Source organism: Streptomyces sp. NPDC005931 (assembly GCF_042871235.1).
In the GTDB taxonomy this organism is placed as follows: Bacteria; Actinomycetota; Actinomycetes; order Streptomycetales; family Streptomycetaceae; genus Streptomyces.
In genome coordinates, this window is the sequence record NZ_JBIAIG010000010.1 from 1 (window position 1) to 26,507 (window position 26,507).

The 26,507-nt window shown below is 74.1% G+C and carries 23 protein-coding genes and 1 pseudogene; 13 read left to right on the forward strand and 11 right to left on the reverse strand.

Annotated elements, in window-relative coordinates; translation table 11 throughout:
• The first annotated feature begins 132 nt into the window (after nt 1–132).
• Nucleotides 133–318 carry an acyl-CoA carboxylase subunit epsilon gene (locus tag ACFYOV_RS22335; protein WP_389090032.1) on the forward strand — a complete coding sequence of 62 codons (186 nt, stop codon included), beginning with the start codon at nt 133–135 and terminating at the stop codon, nt 316–318.
• 219 nt (nt 319–537) lie between these two features.
• The gene (locus ACFYOV_RS22340; RefSeq protein WP_389090034.1) at nt 538–1,923 is read left to right on the forward strand and encodes an MFS transporter; all 1,386 of its coding nucleotides are present in this window, start codon (nt 538–540) and stop codon (nt 1,921–1,923) included.
• A gap of 143 nt (nt 1,924–2,066) precedes the next feature.
• Here ACFYOV_RS22340 and ACFYOV_RS22345 read toward each other — a convergent pair whose 3' ends face one another.
• The 6 genes from ACFYOV_RS22345 to ACFYOV_RS22370 form a co-directional block, all read right to left on the reverse strand.
• Nucleotides 2,067–4,049 carry a helix-turn-helix domain-containing protein gene (locus ACFYOV_RS22345; protein WP_389090035.1) on the reverse strand — a complete coding sequence of 661 codons (1,983 nt, stop codon included), beginning with the start codon at nt 4,047–4,049 and terminating at the stop codon, nt 2,067–2,069.
• Between the two features lie 86 nt (nt 4,050–4,135).
• Nucleotides 4,136–4,936, reverse strand: a complete 801-nt coding sequence (locus tag ACFYOV_RS22350) for a 3-hydroxybutyrate dehydrogenase (protein ID WP_389090037.1) — start codon at nt 4,934–4,936, stop codon at nt 4,136–4,138.
• Between the two features lie 54 nt (nt 4,937–4,990).
• Entirely contained in the window at nt 4,991–5,470 is a 480-nt protein-coding gene (locus ACFYOV_RS22355) for an NUDIX domain-containing protein (protein ID WP_389090038.1), read from the reverse strand.
• A gap of 64 nt (nt 5,471–5,534) precedes the next feature.
• On the reverse strand, nt 5,535–7,157 hold the full coding sequence (gene lnt, locus ACFYOV_RS22360; protein WP_389090040.1) for an apolipoprotein N-acyltransferase: 1,623 nt from the start codon (nt 7,155–7,157) through the stop codon (nt 5,535–5,537).
• A 507-nt stretch (nt 7,158–7,664) separates the two neighbouring features.
• Nucleotides 7,665–8,210: a hypothetical protein gene (locus ACFYOV_RS22365; RefSeq protein ID WP_389090041.1), complete on the reverse strand. Its 546-nt coding sequence runs from the start codon at nt 8,208–8,210 to the stop codon at nt 7,665–7,667.
• Nucleotides 8,211–8,325: 115 nt separating this feature from the next.
• Nucleotides 8,326–9,123: a glutamate racemase gene (locus ACFYOV_RS22370; RefSeq protein ID WP_389090042.1), complete on the reverse strand. Its 798-nt coding sequence runs from the start codon at nt 9,121–9,123 to the stop codon at nt 8,326–8,328.
• Between the two features lie 39 nt (nt 9,124–9,162).
• Between ACFYOV_RS22370 and ACFYOV_RS22375 the strand changes: the two genes are divergently transcribed.
• Nucleotides 9,163–10,368: a glycosyltransferase gene (locus ACFYOV_RS22375; protein ID WP_389090044.1), complete on the forward strand. Its 1,206-nt coding sequence runs from the start codon at nt 9,163–9,165 to the stop codon at nt 10,366–10,368.
• A gap of 17 nt (nt 10,369–10,385) precedes the next feature.
• Here the strand turns inward: ACFYOV_RS22375 and ACFYOV_RS22380 are convergent, their stop codons facing one another.
• Nucleotides 10,386–11,651 (reverse strand): TerD family protein, encoded by a 1,266-nt coding sequence (locus ACFYOV_RS22380; protein WP_389090394.1) that lies wholly within the window; start codon nt 11,649–11,651, stop codon nt 10,386–10,388.
• A gap of 309 nt (nt 11,652–11,960) precedes the next feature.
• Here ACFYOV_RS22380 and ACFYOV_RS22385 point away from each other — a divergent pair, with 309 nt between their 5' ends.
• The 4 genes and pseudogenes from ACFYOV_RS22385 (at nt 11,961) to ACFYOV_RS22400 (ending at nt 16,685) form a co-directional block, all read left to right on the forward strand.
• The gene (locus ACFYOV_RS22385; RefSeq protein ID WP_389090045.1) at nt 11,961–12,392 is read left to right on the forward strand and encodes a DUF6643 family protein; all 432 of its coding nucleotides are present in this window, start codon (nt 11,961–11,963) and stop codon (nt 12,390–12,392) included.
• 44 nt (nt 12,393–12,436) lie between these two features.
• Nucleotides 12,437–13,267 (forward strand): MOSC domain-containing protein, encoded by an 831-nt coding sequence (locus ACFYOV_RS22390; protein ID WP_389090047.1) that lies wholly within the window; start codon nt 12,437–12,439, stop codon nt 13,265–13,267.
• Between the two features lie 264 nt (nt 13,268–13,531).
• Nucleotides 13,532–14,135: pseudogene (locus ACFYOV_RS22395) on the forward strand (hypothetical protein).
• Between the two features lie 108 nt (nt 14,136–14,243).
• Nucleotides 14,244–16,685, forward strand: a complete 2,442-nt coding sequence (locus tag ACFYOV_RS22400) for a right-handed parallel beta-helix repeat-containing protein (protein ID WP_389090048.1) — start codon at nt 14,244–14,246, stop codon at nt 16,683–16,685.
• A gap of 51 nt (nt 16,686–16,736) precedes the next feature.
• On the opposite strand, the gene ACFYOV_RS22405 is transcribed toward ACFYOV_RS22400, so the two are convergent.
• Nucleotides 16,737–19,127: a hypothetical protein gene (locus tag ACFYOV_RS22405; protein ID WP_389090050.1), complete on the reverse strand. Its 2,391-nt coding sequence runs from the start codon at nt 19,125–19,127 to the stop codon at nt 16,737–16,739.
• A 288-nt stretch (nt 19,128–19,415) separates the two neighbouring features.
• Here ACFYOV_RS22405 and ACFYOV_RS22410 point away from each other — a divergent pair, with 288 nt between their 5' ends.
• Together ACFYOV_RS22410 and ACFYOV_RS22415 are read left to right on the forward strand one after the other, a co-directional pair.
• Nucleotides 19,416–20,273, forward strand: a complete 858-nt coding sequence (locus tag ACFYOV_RS22410; RefSeq protein ID WP_389090051.1) for a DeoR/GlpR family DNA-binding transcription regulator — start codon at nt 19,416–19,418, stop codon at nt 20,271–20,273.
• A gap of 51 nt (nt 20,274–20,324) precedes the next feature.
• On the forward strand, nt 20,325–20,795 hold the full coding sequence (locus ACFYOV_RS22415) for an SRPBCC family protein (protein ID WP_389090052.1): 471 nt from the start codon (nt 20,325–20,327) through the stop codon (nt 20,793–20,795).
• A gap of 3 nt (nt 20,796–20,798) precedes the next feature.
• On the opposite strand, the gene ACFYOV_RS22420 is transcribed toward ACFYOV_RS22415, so the two are convergent.
• On the reverse strand, nt 20,799–21,923 hold the full coding sequence (locus tag ACFYOV_RS22420) for a PLP-dependent cysteine synthase family protein (RefSeq protein WP_389090054.1): 1,125 nt from the start codon (nt 21,921–21,923) through the stop codon (nt 20,799–20,801).
• 345 nt (nt 21,924–22,268) lie between these two features.
• On the opposite strand from ACFYOV_RS22420, the gene ACFYOV_RS22425 reads away from it, so the two are divergent.
• From ACFYOV_RS22425 to ACFYOV_RS22440, 4 genes are all read left to right on the forward strand, one after another.
• The gene (locus tag ACFYOV_RS22425; protein ID WP_389090055.1) at nt 22,269–22,592 is read left to right on the forward strand and encodes a hypothetical protein; all 324 of its coding nucleotides are present in this window, start codon (nt 22,269–22,271) and stop codon (nt 22,590–22,592) included.
• 195 nt (nt 22,593–22,787) lie between these two features.
• The gene (locus ACFYOV_RS22430) at nt 22,788–23,342 is read left to right on the forward strand and encodes an ATP-binding protein (protein ID WP_389090057.1); all 555 of its coding nucleotides are present in this window, start codon (nt 22,788–22,790) and stop codon (nt 23,340–23,342) included.
• 452 nt (nt 23,343–23,794) lie between these two features.
• On the forward strand, nt 23,795–24,373 hold the full coding sequence (locus tag ACFYOV_RS22435) for a TetR/AcrR family transcriptional regulator (RefSeq protein WP_389090058.1): 579 nt from the start codon (nt 23,795–23,797) through the stop codon (nt 24,371–24,373).
• Between the two features lie 59 nt (nt 24,374–24,432).
• The gene (locus ACFYOV_RS22440) at nt 24,433–25,017 is read left to right on the forward strand and encodes a DUF4865 family protein (protein ID WP_389090060.1); all 585 of its coding nucleotides are present in this window, start codon (nt 24,433–24,435) and stop codon (nt 25,015–25,017) included.
• 112 nt (nt 25,018–25,129) lie between these two features.
• On the opposite strand, the gene ACFYOV_RS22445 is transcribed toward ACFYOV_RS22440, so the two are convergent.
• Entirely contained in the window at nt 25,130–25,546 is a 417-nt protein-coding gene (locus tag ACFYOV_RS22445; RefSeq protein WP_389090061.1) for a PPOX class F420-dependent oxidoreductase, read from the reverse strand.
• Nucleotides 25,547–25,608: 62 nt separating this feature from the next.
• Nucleotides 25,609–26,499 carry an NAD(P)-dependent oxidoreductase gene (locus ACFYOV_RS22450; RefSeq protein WP_389090063.1) on the reverse strand — a complete coding sequence of 297 codons (891 nt, stop codon included), beginning with the start codon at nt 26,497–26,499 and terminating at the stop codon, nt 25,609–25,611.
• Between the last annotated feature and the right edge of the window lie 8 nt (nt 26,500–26,507).

Consider the following 26,507-nt stretch of genomic DNA (forward strand, 5'->3'; position numbering starts at 1 on the left):
AGCCGAGACCCGCGAGGTGCTGATCAGGTCCCTGGCCATGCTCCAGACCAAGCACGCCGACCTGCCCTCCCGCAAGCACGGCAACCCCCCGCAGTGACGGCACGGCAACCCCTCAAGTGACGGAGGAACCCCATGCTCACCCCCACTGCCCCCATCCGTATCGAGAAGGGCCAGGCCACCGAGGAGGAGCTCGCCGCCCTCACGATCCTGCTCCTCAGCCGCAGGGCCCGGCCCGGCCCCGGCACCGAGGCCTCCTCCCCCGGCACCACGTCCTGGCGCCCCCACCCCTTCCACGCCCCGCACAGCTGGCAGACCTGAGCGGCTTCCTGCCCTCCCGGACCCACGTCGGCAGACCCGGCGTGGGTCCTTCACGGCCTCCTTAGGGCCACCGAGGGAACCGCGACACCCTCCCCATGGTGGATGCACGCACACCCGGCGCCAGAACTATGGTGTCCCACCACATACGCCGCTGACCTGCCCGTTCCTACGGTGTGGCGACACGCAAAACGTTCCCGTCACACCCAGGAAGTGGTGCCGATGTCGTCGCCCGCAGCCGCTCCACCAGCCCCGAACAACCTCAAGCGCATCGTCGCCGCGTCCCTCATCGGCACCACCATCGAGTGGTATGACTTCTTCCTCTACGGCTCCGCCGCCGCCCTCGTCTTCAACAAACTGTTCTTCCCCGGGTCCGACCCACTCGTGGGCACCCTGCTGTCCTTCCTCACGTACGCGGTCGGGTTCGCCGCGCGGCCGCTGGGCGCGCTGGTCTTCGGGCACTACGGGGACCGCCTCGGGCGCAAGAAGCTGCTGGTGCTCAGCCTGCTGCTGATGGGCGGGGCGACCTTCGCGATCGGGCTGCTGCCCACGCACGCCACCATCGGAAGCGCCGCACCCGTGCTGCTCACCGTGCTCCGGCTGGTCCAGGGCTTCGCGCTGGGCGGTGAGTGGGGCGGCGCCGTGCTGCTGGTGTCCGAGCACGGGGACGCACGGCGGCGCGGCTTCTGGGCGTCATGGCCGCAGACCGGCGCTCCGGCGGGCCAGCTGCTCGCCACCGGAGTGCTGTCGCTGCTGACCGCCCTGCTGTCGGACGCGGCCTTCGTCAGCTGGGGCTGGCGCATCCCGTTCCTGCTCTCCGGGGTTCTGGTGATCGTCGGCCTGTGGATCCGGCTGTCCGTCGACGAGTCGCCGGTGTTCAAGCAGGCGCTCGCCCAGGCCCGGGCGCGCAAGGCGGACGCCCCCGCCGAACGGCTTCCGCTCGTGGCCGTGCTGCGGCACCACTGGCGCGACGTGCTGATCGCGATGGGGGCCCGCATGGCGGAGAACATCAGCTACTACGTGATCACCGCGTTCATCCTCGTCTACGCCACGACCGCCGCCGACGTCTCGAAGCAGACCGCGCTCAACGCGGTGCTGATCGCCTCCGCCGTGCACTTCGCCGTCATCCCGGCCTGGGGCGCGCTGTCGGACCGGATCGGCCGCCGGCCGGTGTACCTGATCGGCGCGACCGGGGTGGGCCTGTGGATGTTCCCCTTCTTCGCGCTGATCGACACCGGCGGGTTCGCCGGGCTGCTGCTCGCGGTGACCGTCGGTCTGGTGCTGCACGGCGCCATGTACGCCCCGCAGGCCGCGTTCTTCTCCGAGATGTTCGCCACCCGGATGCGCTACTCCGGCGCCTCCATCGGCGCCCAGTTCGCCTCCGTCGCCGCGGGTGCACCCGCGCCGCTGATCGCCACCGCGCTGCTGTCGGACTACGGCACCTCGACGCCCATCGCGCTGTACGTCGTCGCCGCGAGTCTGCTGACGGTCGTCGCCTTGGCGGCGGCCAAGGAGACCCGCCACCGGGACCTGGCCGCGGTCTCCCCGGCCGGCGACACCGACGAACCGGCGCGGACCCGCGCCGCGCGGGACGCACACACCGTCTGACCTCCGGCCCCGACCCGGGCCCCCGGCCCCCGTGCGCCCGTGCGGGCGGGGGCTGGGGGCCGTCGCGCTGCGCGGTCGCCGTCACCGGGCCCGGGGTCACGGCCCCTCCTGCCCACCGCGTGGTCTCCGGGAGGAATCCGGACTCATCTCCGGGACGCACGCCCGGTCGACAGCCGGTGCAGACGCAGGGCGAGCTGGATCTCCAGGGCGCGGGCCGGGGTCTGCCAGTCGTCGCCGAGGAGGCGGCCGACACGGTCCAGGCGCTGGGCGACGGTGTTGACGTGGACGTGCAGTTCGTCCTTGGTGCGGGCGGGGCTCATGCCGCAGGCGAAGTACGCGTCGAGGGTGCGCAGCAGTTCGGTGCCGCGCCGCTCGTCGTAGGAGACGACCTGCCCGATGGTGCGGTCGACGAAGCCGGCGATGTCCCGCTCCCCGGCCAGCAGCAGCCCGAGGAAGCCGAAGTCCTCCGCGGCGGCGCCGTCACCGCCACGGCCCAGCAGCCGCAGGGCGTCGAGGCAGCGTCGGGCCTCCGCGTAGGCCGGGGCCACGATGTCGGGGCCGGCGGTGAGGTTCCGCACCGGTGCGGAGGCGCCCACGGTGACCGGTTCGTGGACGGCGGTGCCGAGGTGGCGGGCGGTGCGGCGGGCGAGTCCGGTGGCGGTGTCCCCGGCCGCGAGGGGGAGCAGCAGGACGGTGCCGCCGGCGCGGGCGGCGGCGAGGCCCTGCCGGGTCGCCGCGAGGTGGGAGGCGGCGGCCCAGAGGCGTCTGCGGGCGTCGGCCTCCTGCTCGGCGTCGGCGGTCCCGGTCTCCAGGCGGGCGGCGAGCACGGTGTGGGTGGCGTCGAGGTCGGCGCGCAGCCGGGCCGCGCGCTCGCTCAGCAGGCGCGGGTCGCGGTCGCGGGCGTCCAGCAGGTCGTCGAGCAGTTCGCCGCGCACGCGCTGTTCCGCCTCGGCGGCCGAGCGGCGGGCCAGCAGCAGCAAAGAGGTGACCATGGCCGCGCGTTCCAGGGTGCGCTGGTCGACGGGGTCGAGACCCGGGTGGCCGCGCAGGACGAGGGCCCCCAGGAGTTCGTCGCCGGCGGCGACGGCGGCGATCCAGTCGTCCTCGTGGCGCACCGCGTGGCCCTCCGCGCGGGACGTCTCCAGGGCCTGTGCCGGTGCGGCAGCGGCCTCGGTGAACTGGACCGTGCCGTCCAGGACCTCGGAGACGGCGGCTGCCACGTCGTGCACCCCGCCGCCGCGCAGCACGAGCTCGGCCAGCCGGTCGTGGACGTCGGAGGCGCGTTCGATGACCCCGCTGCGGTCGCGGATGATCTCGTTGGCGCGCTCCAGGCCGGCGAGGGCCGAGCGGGTCTCGGCGAGCAGGTTGGCGGTGTCGATGGCGGCCGCGGCGAGGGCGGCGAAGGAGCCGAGCAGCGCGATCTGCTCCCGCTCGAAGACCCGGGCCCGGCGGTCCGCGGCGAACAGCACGCCGATGACGTGGTGCCCCAGCATCAGGGGGACGCCGACGATGGCGACCAGTCCCTCGTCCCGCACGCCCGCGTCGATGGAGAGGGTGTGCTGGAAGCGGTCGTCCCTGAAGTAGTCGTCCGTGACGTAGGGGCGGGCGGTCTGGGCGACCAGTCCGCCGAGGCCCTCCCCCATGCCGAGGCGCAGTTGCTGGAAGCGGGCGGCGACGGAGCCCTCGGTGACCCGCATGTAGGTGTCGCCGCGCACCGGGTCGTTGAGGCTGAGGTAGGCGACGTCGGTGCCGAGCAGCGAGCGGGCCCTCTGCACGATCGCCTGGAGCACGGCGTCGAGGTCGCGCAGTCCGGCGAGATCGTGCGCCGTCTCGAAGAGCGCGGACAGCTCGGCCTCCCGGCGGCGCCGGCCCTCCAGTTCCGAGCGCACGCGCAGGGCGAGCAGCTTGGCCTGCTCGAGCGCGGCGATCCGCCCGGTCGGCAGTCCCTCGGCACGGGCGAGCAGCACGGGCTGCTCGTAGGCCTCGGCGGAGGCGCCGCGGGCCAGCAGGTCCAGGAACGGCGTCTCGGCGACGGGAGGGGCGGGGGCGGCCTTTGGGCGTGACCGGTCCGGCGCTGCGGCACCGGGGGCGGAGCGCTCGGCGGACTGCACGTGGTCGCGGGACATGCTCACAGGATTCCTCATCGCACGGCCGCCCCGTCAGGCCTGTGGAAAGTGCGCCGGGCACCGTGCTCGGGCCGGTGACGGGTGGCTCAGTGGGCGGTCCAGCCGCCGTCCAGGACCAGGGAGGTACCGGTCACGAAGGACGCCTGGGGGCCGCACAGGTACGCCACGGCCTCGGCGACCTCCTCCGGCTCGATGAGCCGCTTCAGTGCACTGTCCTTCAGCAGGACCTCGGCCAGGATGCGGTCCTCGCCGATGTCGTGGGCACGGGCCTGGTCGGCGATCTGCTTCTCGACCAGTGGGGTGCGCACATAGGCAGGGTTCACACAGTTGGACGTGACACCGTGGGGTGCGCCTTCGAGGGCGGCGGTCTTGGACAGTCCCTCGAGACCGTGTTTGGCGGCCACATAGGCGGACTTGTAGGCCGAGGCCCGCAGTCCATGGACCGAGGACACATTGACGATGCGGCCCCAGCCCTGGCGGTACATGTGGGGCAGGGCGCCGCGGATGAGCCGGAACGGTGCCTCCAGCATGACGGTGAGCACCGTGTGGAAGACGTCGGGCGGGAACTCCTCGATGGGCCGGACCAGTTGCAGCCCGGCGTTGTTGACCAGGACGTCCGCGCCGGCGGCGGCCCGCTCGGCGGCGTCCAGATCGGTGAGGTCGAGGACGTGCGGCCGGACGGTGCCCGTGAGGTCCCGGGCGCCCTCGGCGAGCGTCTCGAGGCCGGCGGCGTCCCGGTCGAGGGCTCTGACCTCGGCCCCGGCGGCCGCCAGCCGCAGCGCGCAGGCGCGGCCGATGCCGCCGGCGGCGCCGGTGACGAGGGCGGTGCGGCCACCGAGGTCGAGCGAGGTGGCGTGGGGGGCCGGGAGGGCGAGGGGCGCGGTCATGGTTCGACCCTAGGCAGCGCGACCCCTCCGACCCATGTGGTGAGGCCCTACAGTTCAGCCAGTTCCAATGGGGTCGAACCATGTGGGTGCGTCCGACGTGGCCTGCTTGATCCGGAAGCGCGCGAACTCGTTGAGCTCCGGCAGCGCGTCCACCGCGAACCAGCCGACCTCCAGCGACTCGTCGTCGTTGACCCGCGCCTCGCCACCGACGGCGCGGCAGCGGAAGGTGATGTCCATGTACTGACAGATGTCACCGTTGCCGTACGTGACCGGGTCCAGCGCCTGGACCAGGACGACCCGCTCGACCTCGCAGCGCACCGCGGTCTCCTCCTCGACCTCCCGCACGGCACAGGCCGCGGGCTGCTCCCCCGGCTCGGGAATGCCGCCGATGACCGACCACCGGCGGGTGTCGGATCGGCGGTTCAGCAGCACTCGGCCCTCGCCGTCGAAGACCAGGGCGGTGACGCCGGGGAGCCACAGCAGCTGATGACCGGCGGACGCGCGCAGGGTGCGGATGAAGTCGGGAGTAGCCATGCGCCGACCCTAACGGCCCGGCCCGCGCCTCCAGCACGCCGCGGTGTGTGCGTCGGGCGTACGGCTACCGGTCACCGGCGCGTCGCCGACGCACCCCGGTCGCCGCGGCCCAGCCCAGTCCGCCCGCGGCCAGCAGCACCAGGGCCGCCTCCGGGAGGGCGCCGAGCCGGGTGGCGGGCGTCTGCGAGGAGCGCAGCGGCACCTTCTGCACCAGCGAGTCGGCCACGAACATGCCGGTCTTCTGCGTGATCCTTCCGTCCGGCATGATGATCGCGCTGACCCCGCTGGTCACCGGGACGGTGACGGTGCGACTGTGCTCGACGGCGCGGACACGGGACATGGCGAGCTGCTGGTAGGTCATCTCGCTGCGGCCGAAGGTGGCGTTGTTGCTCGGGACGGAGATCAGCTGGGCGTCGTCGGTGACCGTGTCGCGCACGGCCCAGTCGAAGGCCGCCTCGTAGCAGGTGACGAGGGCGACCCTGGCGCCGTTCATGGCGAAAACGCCGGGCTCGCTCCCCCGGCTGAAGTCCTGGCGGACCATCGACGTCCAGTCGTCGTTGATCGCCCCGACGAGCGAGCGCAGCGGGAGGTACTCGCCGAAGGGCTGGGTCTGCCGCTTGTCGTAGGTGTCGACGGGTCCCTTCTCCGGATCCCACAGGATCTGCTCGTTGAACAGCTTCCCGTCCTTGCCGACCACACCGCCGACCGAGACGGGAGCGCCGATGGCCTTGGCCGCCCGGTCGATGACGGTGCGCGCGTCCTCGTTGACGAAGGGGTCGATGTCGGAGGAGTTCTCCGGCCACAGCACGATGTCGGGCCGGTCGGCCTTCCCGGCCGCGACCTCGGCCGCCAGTCGCCGTGTCTCGCGCGCGTGGTAGTCGAGGACGGCCCGCCGCTGGGCGTTGAAGTCGAGGCCGAGCCGGGGCACGTTGCCCTGGACGACGGCGACGGTCACGGTGCCGTCCTCGGCGCGGTCGCTGACCAGCGGCCGGGCGGCCACGGCCGCCGCAAGGGGGACGGCGACGCTCAGGGCGCCCACGGCCGCCGCGGCGCGACGCACGCCGGCGCCGGTGCGCCGGGCCGCCACGCCCAGACGGACGAGTTCGTACAGTCCGAAGCCGCAGAGCACGACGGCGAAGCCGAGCACCGGGGTGCCGCCCAACGCCGCGAGCGGCAGGAAGACGCCGTCCGCCTGGCCGAACGCGATCTTCCCCCACGGAAAGCCGTTGAACGGCACGCGTGCGCGTGCCGCCTCGCCGGCGATCCACAGCGCGGCCGCCCACACCGGCCACCCGGGCAGCCTCGACACGGCCGCCACGCCCGCGCCGACCAGCGCGACGAACACCGCCTCGATCACCGCCAGGGCGATCCACGGCCCGGGGCCGACCTCCACGCCGGTCCACACCAGCAGGGGCAGCAGGAAGCCGAGGCCGAAGAGGTAGCCGAGCCCGAGCGCCGCCTTCCAGCCGCGGCCCTTCAGCACCCATCCGAAGACGGCGAAGGCCGGCAGGGCCAGCCACCACAGGGTGCGCGGCGGGAAGCTGACGTACAGGAGCAGGCCCGAGAGCACGGCTGCGGCGGCAGGGACGAGGCGCACCCGGCGCCCGAGCAGCCCGCCGCGGGCCACGGGCGCGGCCTGCGGCGGCACGGGGTCCGACTCGCCGACGGAGGTTGCGGTGACGGTCACCCCGGGAGTCTACGGCGCGCGTCGTCGCGGGCGACAGCACGGTTGAGCGGATCGCGAGCCGGCCGGGTCGGGGCGGTGGCGCGCCGGCCGTGTTCCGCCGGGGTCGCACCGGGTTCACAGCACGTCGTCTCTGCGGCATCCGTACGAGACTCACCGCACGGCACACCAGGCGTTGCGATGTGCGGGCGTCTCAGGCGTGCGGCCGGTCGCGGTCCCGGCGGCCGGGAACGACGCCGGGGCCTCACCCCCGTGTCCGTGGGCGTGCGCCCGTCGGGGACCCGGCCACGGCACGCCGCTCCACCGACGCTCCGACGCTCCGGCGGCCCCGCGTGCGGCTCACCGGCGCCCGCACGGGGGGCCGCCGACCAGGGGGGTGAGGCGCGGCTCCCGCAGTGAGGATCCGCTCCCACCGTGACCGGTCCAAAGGTGACCCCGGGACGGTGCCACGGTCCCCGTGCCCGCGCGCGGTGACCGCTCCCGCGCTGTTCCACCGTGCGGCCGGCCCGTTCAGTGGACCGGGCCCGTCCTGTTCGGCCGCAGGCGGTCGCGGATGACCTGGACCGCGGCCTCGGCGTCGTCCACGGTCACGGTGAAGGTGTGGCCGTCCCACAGACGCAGCACGACGCCCTCACCGCGGCGTACGACGACGGCCGTGCCCTTCTCGGGCCGCCACCGGTAGCCCCAGCCGCCCCAGTGACGCGGGGTGACGTGCGGGGCGAACTCCGCCCGGGCGACCTGCGAGAGCGGGATCCGGCGGCGCGGCACACCCATGTGGCCGCAGCGCACTTCGAGGTGGTCCTCGTCGACCCGCAGCGCGACGTGGACGAAGGCGAGGGTGCCGAACAGGACCAGAAGACCGGCGGCGATGCAGCCGACGACGGCCATGACCAGGGGCGCGATGCCGTCCGTCCACGCCGAGTCCACAGCCAGCGCCACACCGAGGGCCATGCAGGCGGCGCCGACCAGCGCCAGCAGCCACTGCGCGCGGTTGGTCGCACGGCCGGTCCAGACATCGGGATGCGGGGCGTGCTCGCCGTGGCGGTGGTCCCTCATGCTTTGAGGTTACTCAGGTTCCGCTGCGCGGGGACCGCCTCGCGGAGCGTCACTGGGCCGGCCGGGCGTGCTGCGGACCGGGGCCCGCGCCGGCGCCGCGGCTTGCGGCCCGCGCTCAGCCGGCCGGACGGACGGCGGGGGTGACCCCCTGGAGCAGGCGGCCCTCCGCGTAGGTGAGCGCGGTGGTGGGCAGGGCGCCCTCGCGTCCGCTCAGGAGCACCGTGAGCGTGCCGGCGGCCGGTGCGTCGGGGGCGGGCTGCTCGCCGATGCGGCGCAGCGCCTGGGCGGCCACCGCTCCCGCGGAACCGTGCAGGGCGACGGGCGGGCGGCCGGGGCGCCGGACGGCGGCCCGGATGCGCTCGGCGACCAGTTCGTAGTGGGTGCAGCCCAGGACGACGGTCGTCACGTCCTGGGGGGTGAGTTCGGCCGCCGCCGCGACGGCGGTGTCGATCGCGGTCTCGTCGGCGCGCTCCACGGCCTCGGCGAGTCCCCGGCACGGCACCTCGGTGACGTCGACGCCGCCGGCGAACTCGCGGATCAGGTCACGCTGGTAGGGGCTGCCGGTGGTGGCAGGGGTGGCCCAGATCGCCAGTGGTCCGCCGCCGGCCGCGGCCGGCTTGATCGCCGGGACGGTACCGACGACCGGCAGGTCCGGCTCCAGGCGGGCCCGCAGGGCGGTCAGGGCATGCACGGACGCGGTGTTGCAGCCGACGATCAGGGCGTCGGGCGCGTGCGCCGCTGCGGCCTCGGCGACGGCCAGGGCGCGCTCGGTGAGGTCCTCGGGGGTGCGGGGTCCCCACGGCATCCCGTCGGGGTCGAGGGAGAGGACGAGATCGGCGTCGGGGCGGAGACGCCGTACCGCGGCGGTGGCCGCGAGCAGACCGATTCCGGAGTCCATGAGCGCGATCTTCACCCGGCCACGATAGACGATGGGCCGCGTCCGGCCGCTCGGGTGGGGCAGACTGCGCCCGTGAGCGCCCTCGTGTGGACTGCCGCCGGATCACTCGCCGCCTGGCTGTGGCTGCTGCTCGGCCAGGGCTTCTTCTGGCGCACGGACGTCAGGCTCCCGGCGGATCGCGGACCCGACCGGTGGCCCCGGGGGTGGCCGTCGGTGTGTGTCGTGGTGCCCGCGCGGGACGAGGCCGCGGTGCTGCCCGCGATTCTGCCGTCGCTGCTCGCCCAGGACTACCCCGGGCGGGCGGAGGTCTTCCTGGTCGACGACGGCAGTACGGACGGCACGGGAGAGCTGGCGCGTGAGCTCGCCCGGCGGCACGGCGGGCTGCCGCTGACGGTCGGCTCGCCCGGTGATCCGCCCGCCGGATGGACCGGCAAGCTCTGGGCGGTGCGGCACGGCATCGCCCTGGCGCGTGCGCGTGCCCCGGAGTACCTGCTGCTGACGGACGCCGACATCGCGCACGCCCCGGACAGTCTGCGCCGGCTGGTGACGGCGGCCCGCAGCGGGCGGTTCGACGTCGTCTCGCAGATGGCGCGGCTGCGGGCGGAGAGCCCGTGGGAACGGCTGGTCGTCCCGGCCTTCGTCTACTTCTTCGCCCAGCTGTATCCGTTCCGCCGGATCGCGAGGGAGGGGGCGCGGACGGCGGCCGCGGCGGGCGGCTGTGTGCTGCTGTGCGCGGAAACCGCCGAGCGGGCGCGGATCCCGGACGCCATCCGGCACGCCGTCATCGACGACGTGGCGCTCGCGCGTGCGGTCAAGCGGGGCGGCGGGCGCGTCTGGCTGGGGCTGGCGGACCGGGTGGACAGCGTGCGCCCGTATCCCGGTCTGCGCGACCTGTGGCGGATGGTGTCCCGCAGCGCCTACGCGCAACTGCGGCACAGTCCCGTCCTGCTGGCCGGTACGGTCGCCGGGCTCGCGCTGGTGTATCTGGTGCCGCCGTCGGCGGTGGCCGCAGGTGCGGTGACGGGCGACGCGGCGGCCGTGGCCCTCGGTGCCCCGGCGTGGCTGGTGATGACGGGCACGTACGTGCCGATGCTCCGGTACTACCGGCAGCCGCTGTGGCTCGCCCCGCTGCTGCCGTTCACCGCGTTCCTGTACCTCCTGATGACCGTCGACTCGGCCGTGCAGCACTACCGGGGGCGCGGTGCGGCCTGGAAGGGCCGCACGTACACCCGCCCGGACGCCGTGCCCGACGAGGGCTGAACACCGTACGGTGGGGGTCACTTGCGGCCCGGTGTCCAGTTCATGCCCCACCCGTAGGCGTGGTCGACGGTGCGCTGCGGGCTGATGCCCCGCTCGGGCACCAGGTAGCGGGCCTCGCGCTGGACGACGAGGTCGCCGCCGCCGGAGTTGGTGATCAGGGCCAGCGCGCAGACCGTCGAGGGGACGGTGCACTCGTCGAGGGAGAAGTCGATCGCGGCGCCGTGCTGCGGCTGGAGGGTGACCGTGGCGTGCAGGTCGGCGAAGGAGCGGGCGCCCTCGTAGATGGTGACGAAGACGAGGATGCGCCGGAACAGGTGTTTGTGGTCGAGGTTGACGGTGAGGTTCTCGCCGGTCGCGACCGCCCCGGTGCGGTCGTCGCCGTCCAGGTGGATGAACGGTGGCCGGTGCAGCGCCCCGAAGGCGTTGCCGAGGGCCTGGACGACTCCCTTGCTCCCGTCGGTGAGCTCGTACAGCGCGCAGAGGTCGAGGTCGAGGTCGGAGTGCATGGCGACCGGGCGGCCCAGCTTGCCGGCCCACCCGGAGAACTGTTTGCGCACCTGCCAGTTGAGGTTCACGTGCAGGGTGCCCGAGGTTCCGCCCTGTTTGGTCAGCGAGACCGTGGGGGCGGCCTTGGTGAGCGTCACCTTCGTCAGCCGGACCGGCGCGGGTGCGGCGGGCGGCTGCGGCGCGGGCGGCCGCACGGTGACCGGGGGTGCCGGGGGCGGGGGCGCGTTCACCGCGGGGGCGGCGGCAGGGGCCGCGTGCTGCGGCTCGTCCACCGTGATGCCGTAGTCGGTGGCCAGGCCCTCGAGGCCGCTGCTGTAGCCCTGGCCTACGGCGCGGAACTTCCACGCGCCCTGGCGGCGGTAGAACTCGCCGAGCACGAACGCCGTCTCGGTGGTCGCGCCGGTGCTGTCGAAGCGGGCGGCCACCGTGCCGTTTGCCTCCTTGACCTCGATGTAGAGGTCGGGGACCTGCCCGAAGCTGCCGCCGTCGCAGGAGGCCGCGAGGATCACCGTCTCGATGGCGGGCTCCACGCGTGCGAGGTCGACGAGGAGGGTGTCGGTGACCCGGCCTCCGGCGTCCCGCTTGCCCTGGTGCCGGACGGCGCCGGAGGAGTGGACGGGCTGGTTGTAGAAGACGAAGTCGCCGTCGGAGCGCACCTTGCCGCCGACCAGCAACAGGGCCGAGGCGTCCGCGTCGGGGACGCCGGATCCGGAACGCCAGCCCAGTTCCACCCTGAGTGCCGTGGCCGGCACCGGTGTGTTCGATCCTTTCGGCATTGACATGTCCGCCCCCATAAACGGGTCACCGCGCCAGGTCGCGCCCGGCAGCCATCGGGTTGTCGTCCGCACAACCTATTGCCCGCGGGCGCGAACGCCCACGGGGCGGTGTGCCGAGGAGGACGCCGAGATCGGTGGTCAACCGCCGGTAACCCCTCCGGAACTCGGTCTTTGCGCGAAATCCGCCCGGCGGTACGCCCGTTTTCCATGGTTTCGCTCACATTGGTGATCCCCGGCCCCTGCGGACACGGAAAACAACCCTCTTATCGGTCTCCCCAACCAGCACATCGTGGGCTTAACTTATGTGCCATGACCTCCCCCCGCTCCACTTATGGTGGCGGCTACTACTCCGCCTCCTTCCCGGACACCCCGATCTACGACTCGCTCGTGGCCGAGCGGGGCACCCCGCAGATCGCCCCGATCCGGGTCCCCGCCGCGTACGACGTGCCGGCCAGTCATCTGCCCGCACTCCCCTCGGCGTTGCCCGCCCTCCCGGCGGCCCCGTCCCAGCCCGCGTACGGCTATCCGCAGGCGCCGCAGCCCGCCCCGTTCCAGCAGGCCCACGCGCCCTACATCCCGCAGCAGGCCGGCGCACCGCGCGGTTACCCCGGACCCCAGCCGCAGCCGCCGCGTCCGGCCGCTCCCGGCGCGGGGTACGAGGCGATGCGCCCCGCGGCGCCGCGGCCCGTCCCGGCTCCCTACCACGACCCGTACAACAACCAGCAGTACCGCGGGTACTGAGCCGGATCCGGGCGGCCGTCGGCGCCGACTGGCACGATGGCCGCATGGGGAAAGCGCGCCTGCACTCGATTCACGTTCATCCGGTCAAGGCCTTCCGGAGCCTTCCGCTCCGGGAGGTCGTCGTGGAGCCCTGGGGGCCGGCCGGAGACCGGCGCTGGATGCTGATCGACGACGGGGGAAAGGTCGTCACCCAGCGCCGGCAGCCGCGCCTCGCGCTCGCCGCCGCCGAGCTCCTGCCCGGCGGCGGCGTCCGGCTGTCCGCACCCGGCATGGACCCGCTGACGGTGCCCGTTCCCCGGCCGGCCGGCACCACGCTCACGGCGCAGCTCTTCGACGACAAGGTCGAGGTGGTCCCGGCCGAGGACGCTGCCGCGCACGCCTGGTGCAGCACCTACCTCGGCATCGGCGCCCGCCTCGTGCACATGGACGACCCGGCCACCCGCCGTGCGGTCGATCCGGAGTACGCCCTGCCCGGCGAGAGCGTCACCTTCGCCGACGGATACCCGCTGCTGCTCACCACGACCGCGTCCCTGGACCACCTCAACTCCCTGATCGCGCAGGGCGGTCATGCGGCAGAGGGGCCGCTGCCGATGAGCCGTTTCCGGCCGAACCTGGTCGTCGAGGGCACCGTCCCCTGGGAGGAGGACGGGTGGACCCGCGTCACCGTCGGCGAGGTCGCCTTCCGCGTCGCCAAGCCGTGCGGCCGGTGCGTGGTGACCACCACCGACCAGGGCACCGCCCGGCGCGGCAAGGAGCCCCTGCACACGCTGGCCGCGCACCGGCGGGTCGAGGACCGGCTCGTCTTCGGCCAGAACCTGGTGCCCCTGTCCACCGGCACCGTCCGCGTGGGCGACCCGGTCACGGTCCGCACCTGACGCGCCGGACGGCGGACCGCCGGGAGCCGGAGGCGCGGCGGCGCGCCACCCACCGGAATCCGGGGCGGCTCCGGCCGGCCTGAACCCGCGCGCCGAACCGCCGGAAGCCCGCCGAAGCCGGGAACCGCCTCGCCGCCCTGCGCGTTGGCCATTCCGTGGGACACGCATGGCAGGCCCACGCGCGGTGAGGAACTCACCCTGCGGCGGGTCCGGGGCGGCCCGCCCGGCCGGGGACAGCCGTGGAGCGGGGAGGGGGTGGGGGCGGTGCGGACGATCGGCGGACTGTGGCGCCGGCGGCGCAACCCGCTGTGCCGCGGAACCGACCTGGCCGAGGCCTGGCCGGCGCTCGCGGCGCTGCCGTGCGTCCTCGTCGCGGCTCCGGTGATCGGCCGCCTCGTCGGGGGCACCGTCCAGGACGCCCTCCAGCGCTCCGTCCGTGAGCAGTACCGGTCCCGCCGTCCGGTGCAGGCCGCGGTGGTGCGCGAGCTGCCGCCGCCCCCGCTCGAGGCCGACCCGGAGGGCGCCTCCGGAGCGGATCCGTACGGCCGGGTCCTCGCCCGCTGGACCGCACCGGACGGCACCGAGCACGGCGGACCGGTCCTGGCCCGCCCGGACGGCCCGCCCGGGCGACCGCTTCCGGACACGGACCGACGGGCACGGGCGGCCGGTGGCCCAGCCGCTCGACACCGCGACGGCGACCACCCACGCCGTGCTCGCCGGATTCGGGGCGGCCCTGGTGGCCGCCGGCCTGGTGGAGGCCGGACGACGGGTGGTCGTCCGGCGCATCGTCTCACGCCGGTACGCCCGTTGGGAGCGGGCGTGGGACCGGGCGGGCCCGGAATGGGGCAGGACCGGCGCCGGCGGCTGACGGCCTTGCGGCTCTGGTCAACCCACCGCCCGCGCGCACGCTACGGTGGTCCGGCCGAACCAATCGGGCAACAACCCGCGTACGACGAGGTGGGGGCACAGCTACGCCATGGCACAGGGCACGGTCCAGGTGACGCACACCGGCACATCGCGGTGGCGGCGCCGCACGGGTGAGTACGCATCGCTCGCCGCCGCCCTGGAGGCCGCGGCCGACGGCGACGTCCTCACCGTCGCCCCCGGAACCTACCGCGAGAACCTCGTCGTGCAACGGGCCGTGACCCTGCGCGGGCCGGAGGGCTCGCCCGGCGCGGTGCGCATCGCGCCCGTGGACGGGGTGCCGCTGACCGTGCGCGCCTCGGCGGTGGTCCACGACCTGTACGTGGAGGGTCAGGACGCGGCCGCGCCTGCCGTGCTGGTCGAGGACGGCACCCCGGAGCTGCGGGACGTCCGGGTGGTCACCCGGTCCGCGGCCGGCATCGAAGTGCGCGGCAGCGCCCGGCCGACGGTGCGCCGCTGCACGGTCGACAATCCCGCGGGCATCGGCATCGCCGTACTCGACGGCGGCGGCGGGGTGTTCGAGGAGTGCGAGGTCGTCGCCGCGGGCCAGGCGGGCGTCGCCGTGCGCGGTGGTGCCCACCCGCGTCTGGAGCGCTGCCGCGTGCACCACGCCTCGGGGTCGGGCCTGACGGCCACCGGCGAGAACTCCGGCCTGGAGGCGGTGGGTTGCGAAGTCTTCGAGGTACGGGGCAGCGGGGTCCAGGTGACCGCCCGGGCCACCGCGCACCTCACCGACTGCGAAGTGCACCGCACCACCGCCGACGGGGTCACTCTGGACACCGACGCGGTGCTGACGCTGGCCGACTGCCGTATCCACGACATCCCGGAGAACGCGGTCGATCTGCGCTCGCGCTCCGTGCTCACGATGACCCGCACGACCGTCCGGCAGTTCGGCCGCAACGGGCTGTCGGTGTGGGACCCGGGCACCCGCGTGGACGCCAACCAGTGCGAGGTCTTCGACAGCACCGGTGACTATCCGGCGGTGTGGGTGAGCGACGGCGCCACCGCCGTACTGGACTCCTGCCGGGTGCACGACGTGCCGGACGCCCTGTTCGTGCTCGACCGGGGATCGCGCGCGGACGTCGTCGACAGCGATCTGACGCAGGTGCGCAACACCGCCGTGTCGGTGAGCGACGGCGCCACCGCGCAGCTGGACGACTGCCGCATCCGGGAGGCGGCCACGGGCGCCTGGTTCCGCGACCACGGCAGCGGCGGCACCCTCAACAACTGCACCGTGGAAGGCACCCAGACCGGCGTGATCGTCACCAAGGGCGCCGACCCGACGGTGGAGCGGTGCACGATCGGCTCTCCCGCGGAGGCCGGGGTCTACGTCTCGGCCGGTGGCCGCGGCACCTTCCTCGACTGCCGGGTCACCGGCAGCGGCGGCTACGGCTTCCACGTGATCGACGGCAGCCGGACGACGCTCAGGAAGTGCCGTACCGAGCGCTGCGCGCGGGGTGGTTACGAGTTCGCCGAGGGCGGCGACGCGGGGTCGGCGTCGGGTCCCGTGGTCGAGGACTGTTCCAGCGACGAGAGCGGCAGCCTGAGGCCGCCCGCCACGCCCGCGGCGCCGGAGACGGCCGTGCAGAGGGTGGGCCACTCCCCCGGTCTGCTGGGCGCGGTCCCCGGGCAGCGCGCGGAGCAGGCACCGGCCGCCCCGGCCGCACAGCCGCAGCAGGAGGTCCGGGCGTCCAAGGCGGTTCTCGGCGAACTGGACGCCCTCGTCGGCCTGGAGAGCGTCAAGCGCGAGGTGCGGGCGCTCACCGACATGATCGAGGTGGGCCGGCGGCGTCAGCAGGCCGGCCTGAAGGCGGCGTCCGTCAAGCGGCACCTGGTGTTCACCGGCTCCCCCGGCACCGGCAAGACCACGGTCGCCCGGCTCTACGGCGAGATCCTCGCCTCGCTCGGCGTGCTGGAGAAGGGACACCTGGTCGAGGTCTCCCGGGTCGACCTGGTCGGCGAGCACATCGGCTCGACGGCGATCCGCACCCAGGAGGCGTTCGAGAAGGCGCGCGGCGGTGTGCTGTTCATCGACGAGGCGTACGCCCTCTCCCCCGAGGACGCGGGGCGCGACTTCGGCAAGGAGGCCATCGACACGCTGGTGAAGCTCATGGAGGACCACCGTGACGCCGTGGTGGTGATCGTGGCGGGCTACACCGCGGAGATGGAACGGTTCCTTTCGGTCAACCCCGGCGTGGCCTCCCGTTTCTCACGGACGATCACGTTCGGCGACTACGGTCCCGAGGAGCTGCTGAGGATCGTGGAGCAGCAGGCCGAGGAGCACGAGTACCGGCTCGCCCCGGGTGCCTGCGAGGCGCTGCTGAAGTACTTCGACGAGATGCCCAAGGGGCCCGCGTTCGGCAACGGGCGCACCGCACGGCAGACCTTCGAGGCGATGGTCGAGCGGCACGCGAGCCGTGTCGCCCAGCTGGAGGAGCCGGACAAGGACGACCTGACCCTGCTCTACCCCGAGGACCTGCCCGAGTTGCCCTGAGCCACGGGCCGTCTTGCCCGGTCACGGTCACGGTCACGGTCACGGTCACGGTCACGCGGAGGGTACTCCGGCGCGGCCGGGGCCGCCGTCGTCCGGTTCCCCCGTGTGCCGCGGGGCCGGCACCTCCGGGCGCAGGCGGGCCAGCAGCCGGCGCCGTTCCTCGGCGAAGGCCGGGTCCGCCTGGTAGCCGGAGTGGCCGAGGATCGGGGCGGGCAGCGGGTGTGCCTCGGTGCGCCCGTAGGCGAGGGGGTCCTTGAGGGCGGGGCGGTCCACCGCGGGGCCGCAGTCGCCGGGCAGCCGCATCGGCCCGCCGATGGGGTCGGTGAGCCGGTACAGGTTGCGCCAGCAGTCGACCTCCTGGTGCAGCCCGGCGAGCGAGGCCGGTCCGAAGTGGGCCGGGAACCAGCGGCCGTAGAGCCGTTCCAGTGGGGAGCCGTAGGTGAGCAGGGCGACGCGCCTGCGGGTGGACGGCGGGAGCTGCCAGGCCGCCGCGGCGGCGAGCACGCTGCCCTGGGAGTGTCCGGAGAGCACCAGCCGACCGCCGGTGGCACGCGTCCAGGTGGCGATCCGCCAGGTGAGGTCGGGCACCGCGCGCTCGGCGTAGCAGGGCGGTGCGAAGGGGTGGGCGGCGCGCGGCCAGAAGGTGCCGACGTCCCACAGGATGCCGATGGTGCGTCGCGCGGAGGCGTCCTTGTAGGCGCGCCGGCCCCAGGTGACGAAGAGTATGAAGCCGAGCCCGATCAGCCAGGAGCCCAGCGCCTGCGCGGTCTCGGCGGCGCCGTGGACGACGGCGTGGGAACCGCGCGCCGCCTCGCCGGGCGTCCGGTCGGTGGCGAGGGCGCCGAGCAGCGCGCCCCCGCCGAGCAGCAGGGTGGCGGCGGAGGTGAGGGCGACGATGCGGGGGCCGCGGTCGGTGAGGGCGGCCATGGCACGGGCGGAGGCGATGCGGCGGGTGCGTCCGGGGTCGCCGGTCTCGCCCGGGTACTCGCTCTCCACGGCGGAGCGTTCGGCGCGGGCGAGCTGCCAGGCACGCCGGCCGAGCCAGCCGCAGAGCACCAGCAGAAGCAGAAGCAGCGGCGGAATCACGGACGCCTGCCAGGTGAGCAGCACCGGCGGGCCGGGGATCGAGCTCCCGGTGCCGTCCAGCCAGTCGGAGACCCGCTGGGAGACGCCGCCGGACATGACGCCGCCGAGGGCGCACGCCAGCATGGCGACCGCCGGTCCGGCCAGGCCACGCATGGCGGCCCGCGGGTCGGGGCGGGTGCGGTGCAGGGTGCGGGCCACCCCGGCGAGGACGACGACGATCATTCCTTGGACCAGGGCCAGGGCCCCGAAGGTCGTGTCGCCCGGCAGCCGGCCCGCGGACTGCCACCCGGGGCGTTCCCATCCGGCGTACAGGAGGGTGAGGGCGAGCAGGAGGAGCGCGGCGAGCGGGAGCCCGCGCACCAGGCGGTCGTCGAGGCGGTGGTCCGGGCGGCGTTCGCTGCGGCCCCGGCGGCAGACCACCCAGACCACGGCGGCCGCGCCGGCGGCGAGGGCCGCCTCGAGGAGCACGCCGAGGAGGTTCAGGGCGGCCGGGCCGCCGGGCTCGCGGTCGTGCCGGGCCGCGGCGCTGCCGACGGCGGCGGCGACCGTCAGCAGTCCGGCGGCGGTGTGCGCGGCGCGCAGCCGGGCGACCAGGCGCCGGCCGTACCAGAAGCCGGGGCGGCCGAGCGCGGCGTGGCCGGTGCCGTCCTGCGGCTCGGGGTCGCGGGAGATCGGCTGCTGGGACTCGTAGGCGCTCCAGGTGCGCAGGGAGAGGTACCACAGCAGGCCGGTCAGTGCGGTGGGCACCAGCGCGGCGAGGGCGAGGCGCCGGCCGGGGAGGCTCCACCAGCCGCCGCCGGAGGCGGTGGGCGACAGGAAGCCGAGCCAGGAGTGGCGTTCGGCGCACGCCGGGGTGCCCGCGCACTGCCAGGCCGTCAGGTCGAGGGCGACCTCGCAGGCGGCGGCGACGAGCAGCACCGTCAGGCTGAGTCCGGCGAGCCGCACCAGCAGTCCGTACAGGCGGACGGTGCGGCGCCGGCCTCGGGCCGTGGGGCGCATCCAGTGCGCGAGGTTGACCACCATGAAGGGCAGCAGTAAGAGCCACAGGGCGCGGGTGCCGTTCCCGGAGGTGAGGTTGCACCAGACGTAGGCCTCGGGGATCGGCCCCTCACGGCGGCCGGTGCCCCCGGCGGCGCCGGGCGGGCGGTGCTCGGCGTTCTCGTCGTCGGCGCGGCGGAAGACGGCGGCGGTGTCGTCGCCGGTGACGCGGACCGTGCGCGGGTCGTTGAGCATGGCCTCGGGGCTGGTGCCGCCCACCCCGTGGACCAGCAGTTCGAGGGCGGTCCCGGCTTCGCCGGGCCGCGTCGCGCGGGCGTCCGCCGCGCCGGTCCGTCTGCGTCCCTGCGCACGTTTCATCGTTTCGCACTTCCCCCGTGACATGCCGCCGGCCCGGTCCGTGCGGGCAGGATGTCCCCTCCCGGGGCGGCCCACACCTCTCGTCGCGAAAATGTCCCCGATCCGTCTGGCTCGCGGCACCTTACGGGACAACGATGGCATGTGCGCGACGAGTCCACCGGTGGCGCCGTGCCCGCCCGGGCATGCGAGGATGGGGCGCGACGCACCGCGGACGGGGAGAACACGCTTGTCGGGGTGAGTGCGCGAAGCGGGTCGGGGCGGCTTTGAGGCGAAAGGACCGGAGCGTACGTGAGCGAGAATCAGAACCTGCTCGCGGAGCAGCGGCGCACCCTGATCCTCGACGAGGTCCGGCGCCGGGGCGGAGTGCGGGTCAACGAGCTGACCCGCAAACTCGGCGTGTCGGACATGACCGTCCGCCGCGACCTCGACGCGCTGGCCCGGCAGGGCGTGTTGGAGAAGGTGCACGGCGGCGCTGTTCCGGTGGTCGAGGCGAGCACCCACGAACCCGGTTTTGAAGCCAAGTCCGGTCTGGAGCTGAGCGCCAAGGAGGACATCGCGCGGGCGGCGGCCGAGCTGGTCGCCCCCGGCGCGGCAATCGCGCTCTCGGGCGGTACGACGACGTACGCCCTGGCCCACCGGTTGCTCGACGTTCCCGACCTCACGGTGGTCACCAACTCGGTGCGGGTGGCCGACGTCTTCCACGCGGCGCAGCGCACCTCGGGCCCGCGGCAGGGGGCGGCCACGGTCGTGCTGACCGGTGGTGTGCGCACCCCGTCCGACTCGCTGGTGGGGCCGGTGGCCGACCAGGCGATCGCGGCGCTCCACTTCGACCTGCTGTTCCTCGGGGTGCACGGCATATCGGTGGAGGCGGGATTGTCGACGCCGAACCTCGCGGAGGCCGAGACCAACCGGCGCCTCGTGCAGTCGGCGCGACGGGTGGTCGTGGTCGCCGACCACACCAAGTGGGGCACGGTGGGGCTGAGTTCTTTCGCCCGACTGGACCAGGTGGACACCCTGGTGACGGACTCGGGGCTGCCCACCGAGGCGCGGGCGGAGATCTCCGAGCATCTGCGGCGCCTGGTGGTGGCGGGCGAACCGGAACAGGCCGGGGAACACACGGTCGCCGAGGATCCCGCTGACGTCTGACGGGCCGCCCGCCGGGCGGCCCGTCGTCCGTTGTCGTCGAGGAGGTTGCCCATGGCCCACCGTCTTCGCCCCGTGGGACGCGGGTTCGTCGAGACCGCGCCCGTCCGCCTGGCCTTCGAGCGGGTGGCCTCCGCCGCGCCGGAGCCGGTGTTCCGTGCGCTGGCCGAGGACGTGCCCGGCTGGACGGAGTGGTTCGGTCCGGTGACGCTGGCCCGGCCCGTCGACGGCGGCACGGGGCGGGAGATCCGGCTGCGTGGCGGCACCCGCTTCCTGGAGACGGTCCTCGCGGCCGAGGCGCCGGAGGTGTACGCCTATCGCGTCGACGTCACCAACGCGCCCGGCGCTCGTGCCCTGGCGGAGGAGTGGCGGCTGACACCGGCCGGCACGGGGACGCGGGTGCGGTGGACCTTCGCCGCCGACGGCACGGCACCGTTCCGGCTCGCGCTGCGCTGCGCCCGGCCGGTGCTCGGCCGGACGTTGCGCGACGCGGTGACCGCACTGGACCGGCGGCTCGCGGGGTAGCGGTCATTCGGGCCAGACGCCGGTGCGCAGCAGCGTCTCGATCGCCTCTGTGTACGGCGCGATGTCCAGGCCCTGCTCGGTCAGCCAGGCGTCCGAGTAGTACTTGTCGAGGTAGCGGTCCCCGGGGTCGCACAGCAGCGTGACGACGCTGCCCCGGTTCCCGTCGGCCACCATCTCCGCGACGATCTTCAGCGCGCTCCACAGCCCGGTGCCGGTCGAACCGCCCGCCTTGCGCCCGATGGCGCGCTCCAGGGCCCGTACGGCGGCGACGCTGGCCGCGTCGGGCACCTTCATCATGCGGTCGACGGCGCCGGGCACGAAGCTGGGCTCCATGCGGGGCCGTCCGATGCCCTCGATGCGGGATCCGCAGTCGCAGGTGACGTCCGGATCGCCGGTGGTCCATCCCTCGAAGAAGCACGAGTTCTCCGGGTCGGCGACACAGATGCGGGTGTCGTGCTGCATGTAGTGCACGTAACGCGCGAGGGTCGCGGAGGTCCCGCCGGTGCCGGCCGTGGCGACGATCCAGGAGGGCTCCGGGAACCGCTCCAGCCTCAGCTGGCGGAAGATCGACTCGGCGATGTTGTTGTTGCCGCGCCAGTCCGTGGCCCGTTCGGCGTAGGTGAACTGGTCCATGTAGTGGCCCCTCGTCTCCGCCGCGAGGGCCGCGGAGGCCTCGTACATCGTGCGGGGGTCGTCCACGAAGTGGCACCGCCCGCCGTGGAACTCGATCAGGCGGCACTTCTCGGCACTGGTCGTGCGCGGCATGACGGCGATGAAGGGCACGCCGATCAGCTTCGCGAAGTACGCCTCCGACACGGCCGTCGATCCGCTGGACGCCTCGATCACCGGGCGGCCCGGGCGGATCCAGCCATTGCAGAGCGCGTACAGGAACAGGGAGCGGGCGAGCCGGTGCTTGAGGCTGCCGGTGGGATGGGTCGACTCATCCTTGAGGTAAAGGTCGATGCCCCAGCGCTCGGGCAGCGGAAAACGCAGCAGATGGGTGTCGGCGGAGCGGTTGGCGTCGGCCTGGACCCGGCGGACGGCCTCTTTGAGCCAGGCGCGGTAGCGGGGGTCGCTGTGGTCGACGTCGAGGGTGGTGCCGGTCAGGGTCTGGTGGGGGGTACTCACGACGGGGCTCCTTACGCTGAGCGCCGACGGCGTCTCGCGCGGCCGACACACCGATCATAAGCACCATCCGCACCGCTTCCCACCTGCATAAACGCTTCTTTGGGCGGCTCAAAGGCACCCCTGGGGGCGAGCCGGCGAGGAAGGGGGGCGCAGGCGTGGGGGCGCATTGGCGCGAGTGCTCCGGGCGCCCCTGGGAACGGAAGCGCGCGTACTGGTGCTCGGGGGCGGGTGCGGGCAGACTGCACCGGCGGGAGCAGGGTCCCCGTACGGGGCACACTGGATCTGGACACGAGCCGGCCCGCGAGCACGGTCCGGCGCACCGACGCGCACAAGGGGGCGGGTGACATGGCCGAGCCGGAGTTCACGGCCACGGGCGTGCGGATCGGCAAGCGTCTGCGGTCGCTCACCCGGGCCGGTCAGGTCCGGATCAGCGACGGCAGGCTCGAGTTGCTCACCAGCTACGGCAGTGAGATCGACAGCGCGCCGGTCCAGGCGGTGCGTGCCTCCCGGCCCTGGTTCGCCCCGGAGGACCGGGCCCTGGCGGACCTCAACGGCAAGCGGTACCTGCTGACCCTCGGTGAGCACGACCCGGCGCCGGGCGAGCCGGGGCCGCCGGCGGCCCGGCGTTTCATCGAGGCCGTCCGTCGCGCGTCGGGGCGCGGCGGCTGAGATGTCCGCGAGTTGCGCCGCCCCACCCCCTGCGCCACGCTGTTCTCACGTCACTCTGGGTTTACCGGCGATAACGCTGCGAACCAGCCCGCCGGCCATGACAGCAGGCGGCAGCGTCACGCAGGCGCCCTGCTGGATCCGTACTCCGTGTTCCTCCGGACGTCCTTCGGGACCTCACGTCGGGGAGTCGCAGCCGTGATCAGTCACCCGAGCAGGCACTGCACAGTGGAGCTCCAAGCCCTGCCGTCGCGGATCGGCCAGGTCCGCAGAATCGTATCTGCGCAGTTGCGCTACTGGCACATGGATTCACTGATCGACCGGGCCTCGCTCGGTGTGACGGAGCTGTTGTCCAACGTCCACCGGCATGCGAGACCCGACAAGACGTGCACCGTGGAGATAGAGCTGCTGCTCGACCGGCTCAAGGTCTCGGTGCGCGACCACGACCCGCGGCTGCCGGTCGTGGAGGACGTCGGCGACATCGCACCGCTCGCGACCTGCGGGCGCGGCCTGGCGATGGTCGCCGCGATGAGCGAGAGCTGGGGCGTCCTGCCGGACGGCGAGTCCGGCAAGGTCGTGTGGTTCACCCTGCCGGCGCCCCCCTCGAGGGCCCCCGCCGTCCCGGACCGGCCTCCGCGGCTCACCACGGCGGAACACCCGGCCCACCGGTTCGCCGAGGTCGCACTCGTCGAGCACACCGCCGAGGGCCACCGGCCCGAAACCGCTCCCGCCCGGTCCGCCGTTGCCGGCTGACCGGGCGGTGACCCGATCGAACGGCTCCTTCGCCTGCGGGGCGCCGCCGAACTCCCGCCGTTCGCCGCCCTACGCGCGGCGGAGGCGGTCGGGCCGCACCGCTCCTGCCGGTGCGGCCGAACTGATCCTCCAGGACGGGCAGCCACCACCGGTGCTCGTCCTCGTCGCTCTCGCCAAAGGCGAAGCGGTGGCCGAGGACCGGGAGGGGCGAGCCGTCCTCCACGGCGGGCCGGGCCCGCCGTCGCGGAAGTGGGCCAGGGTCGGCGTGTCGTTCACGCCTCGGATGCGTGTGCGCTCTTCCTCGTGCGTCGGACCGAAGGTCGTCCCGCGGTGGGCTTCCCGGTCGTCGTACGGCCGACGGCAGTACGTGTACCCCCCGGGTAGTGCGCGGAGGCGGACGGCCCCCGCACCCGAACGGGGTCGCCGATACCTCGACGCGTGTAACTACTAGTATGTACAGTAGCCGCATGAGCACCTCGGAGCGGTTGATCGAGTCCACCCGCGAGCTGCTGTGGGAGCGCGGCTACGTGGGCACCAGCCCCAGGGCGATCCTGGAGCGCGCCGGTGCCGGACAGGGCAGCATGTACCACCACTTCAAGGGGAAGCCCGACCTGGCCCTGGCCGCGATCCGGCGGACCGCACAGCAGATGCGGATCTCCGCCGGGGCGGTCCTGGACGGCCCGGGCACGCCGTACGAGCGCATCGAGGCCTATCTGCTGCGCGAGCGCGACGTGCTGCGCGGCTGCCCGGTCGGGCGGCTCACCATGGACCCGGACGTCGTCGCCAGCGAGGAACTGCGCGCCCCGGTGGACGAGACGCTGGACTGGCTGCGCGGGCGGATCGCCGGGATCGTCGAGGAGGGCGTGCGGCAGGGGCGGTTCGCGCCCGGCCTGGACGGTGAGGAGATCGCGACAACCGTCGTGGCGACCGTCCAGGGTGGCTACGTCCTGGCCCGCGCCTCGGACTCCCCCGCACTCTTCGAGTCGGCGGTGCGGGGTCTGCTCGCCCTGCTCGCACCGCCCGAGCGGTAGTCACCGTCGCCCTCGCTCCTTCTCTCCGTCCTTCTCGACTCCGCCCCGGGAGGCCGACGTTGCACGTCATGCAGTACGAGCTCACGCTGCCCGCCGACTACGACATGGGCATCGTCCGGGACCGTGTCGCCCGGAAGGGGCACCTGCTCGACGCGTGGGAGGGCCTCGGCATCAAGGCGTACCTGGTGCGTGAGCGCGGAGTGGACGGGGCGCCGGTCAACCAGTACGCGCCGTTCTACCTGTGGAACACCGTGGAGGGCATGAACTCCTTCCTGTGGGGCGGCGGTTTCCAGGGTCTCAGCGACGACTTCGGCCGACCGCGGGCACGCCGGTGGACGGGTCTCGCCCACGAGGACGGGAGCGCCGCCGACGCCCCCGCGGCGGTGGCCGTACGCCGGCGGCAGCCGGTGCCACAGGGTGCGCGGCTGGGCGCGGTGGCCGAGGAGGCGGTCCGCGAGTGCGGGCGGCTGGCCGCCGCGGACGGGGCGGTGCTGGCCGCCGTCGGCGTGGACACCGACCGTTGGGAGCTGGTGCACTTCTCGCTCTGGGCACACCCGGCGCCGGGGGCGGACGGCGACGCCTTCCGGGTGCTGCGCCTGTCGGCGCCGGGACGGGACCGGCTGCCCCGGGGGCGCCAGTGGTGAGTGCGGTCCGCGCTGCGCCGCGGGCCGTGCGGGGCCTGGCCCTCCCCTCGGCGTTCCCTGCGGGCCGGGGCGGCGCCCCCCGGCCCGCGCAGATCCTGACGAATCGCCAGGCCTACGACTGGTCGTTGTCCTTCATCGCGCCCCAGCCGTGCCAGCGGTCGACCTCGATCCAGGCGCTGACCCGGGCCCGGTCCCGCCGCGGGTAGGGTCTGCCCCCGTAGTGGCGGGAGAGGCGGTCGATGTCGGCCAGGCCCTCGTCGTCGTGCATCTCGACGACCCGGCCGACGAGCGTGACGTGGGTGTACCAGTCGCCGTCGGCCAGCACGGTCAGGGTGACGCGGGGGTCACGGCGCAGGTGCTTCAGCCGTACCCGGCCCTCGTCCAGGCTGATCAGCACGCGGCCGTCCTCCCACAGGTACCAGGTGGGCGTGGAGACGGGTGCGCCGTCGGAGCGGACGGTGGCCATGACGCACGGGTTGGGGCGGCGCAGCAGGGCGTCGGCCTCGTGGGGCAGCGGGGGCTTGGACACTGCGGACTCCTCGGATCGTCTTCGGGGGACGCCCTTCCCCCCGGGGGGCTCTGTGCGGGTGTTCAGGCGTCGGGGTGCTCCTCGAAACTGGCGTAGTAGGCAGCGGCCATGTCCTCCTCACCGTGCCCCTGCCCGGCGGCGCGTTCGAGCCGGGCCGCGGTCGCGGCGGCCACGTCGAGACGTACGCCGTGCTGCTCCCCCGCCCGCACGATCAGGCGGGCGTCCTTCGCGGCGGTGGTCACGGCGAACTGGGCCGGGGACAGCCGGCCGTCCAGGATCAGGGCTGCCTTGGCGTGCAGGTAGCCCATGTCGAGGGGGCCGCCCGCGATGAGGTCGAAGAAGCCGGAGGGTTCGACGTCCAGCGCCCTGGCCAGGGCGAGGGCCTCACCGGTGGCGGCGGTGGCGGCGAGCACCCAGCTGTTGGCCACCAGCTTCAGCCGGGTGGCACCGGCCTGCGCGCCGTCGTCCCCGGCCCACACCGTGCGGGCACCGACGGCGTCGAACACGGGCACCACCCTGTCCCTGCCCTCGGCCGGGCCGGCCGCGAGGACGGTGAGCTGTCCCGCCTCCGCGGGCTGACGGGTGCCGAGGACCGGGGCGTCGTAGAAGAGCAGGCCGTGCTCGCGGGCGAAGACGGCCAGCTCGGCGACGCCCTCGATCCCGGCGGTCGTCGACTGGACCCAGGCGGTGCCGGGTCGCAGTGCGGGGGCCGCCCGGCGCATGGTCTCCAGGGTGGCGGGGCCGTCGTACAGCATGGTCAGGACCGCGTCGGCGGACTCGACCGCCTCGGCCGGCGAGCCGGCGACGTGCACACCGTCGGCGGCGAGCGGGTCCGCCTTGGCGCGGGTCCGGTTCCAGGCGCGGACGGTGTGGCCGGCGCGGGCGAGGCTGCGGGCCATCGCCGCGCCCATGATGCCGGTGCCCAGGACGCTCACGGTGAGCTCGTCGGTCATGACCTCGG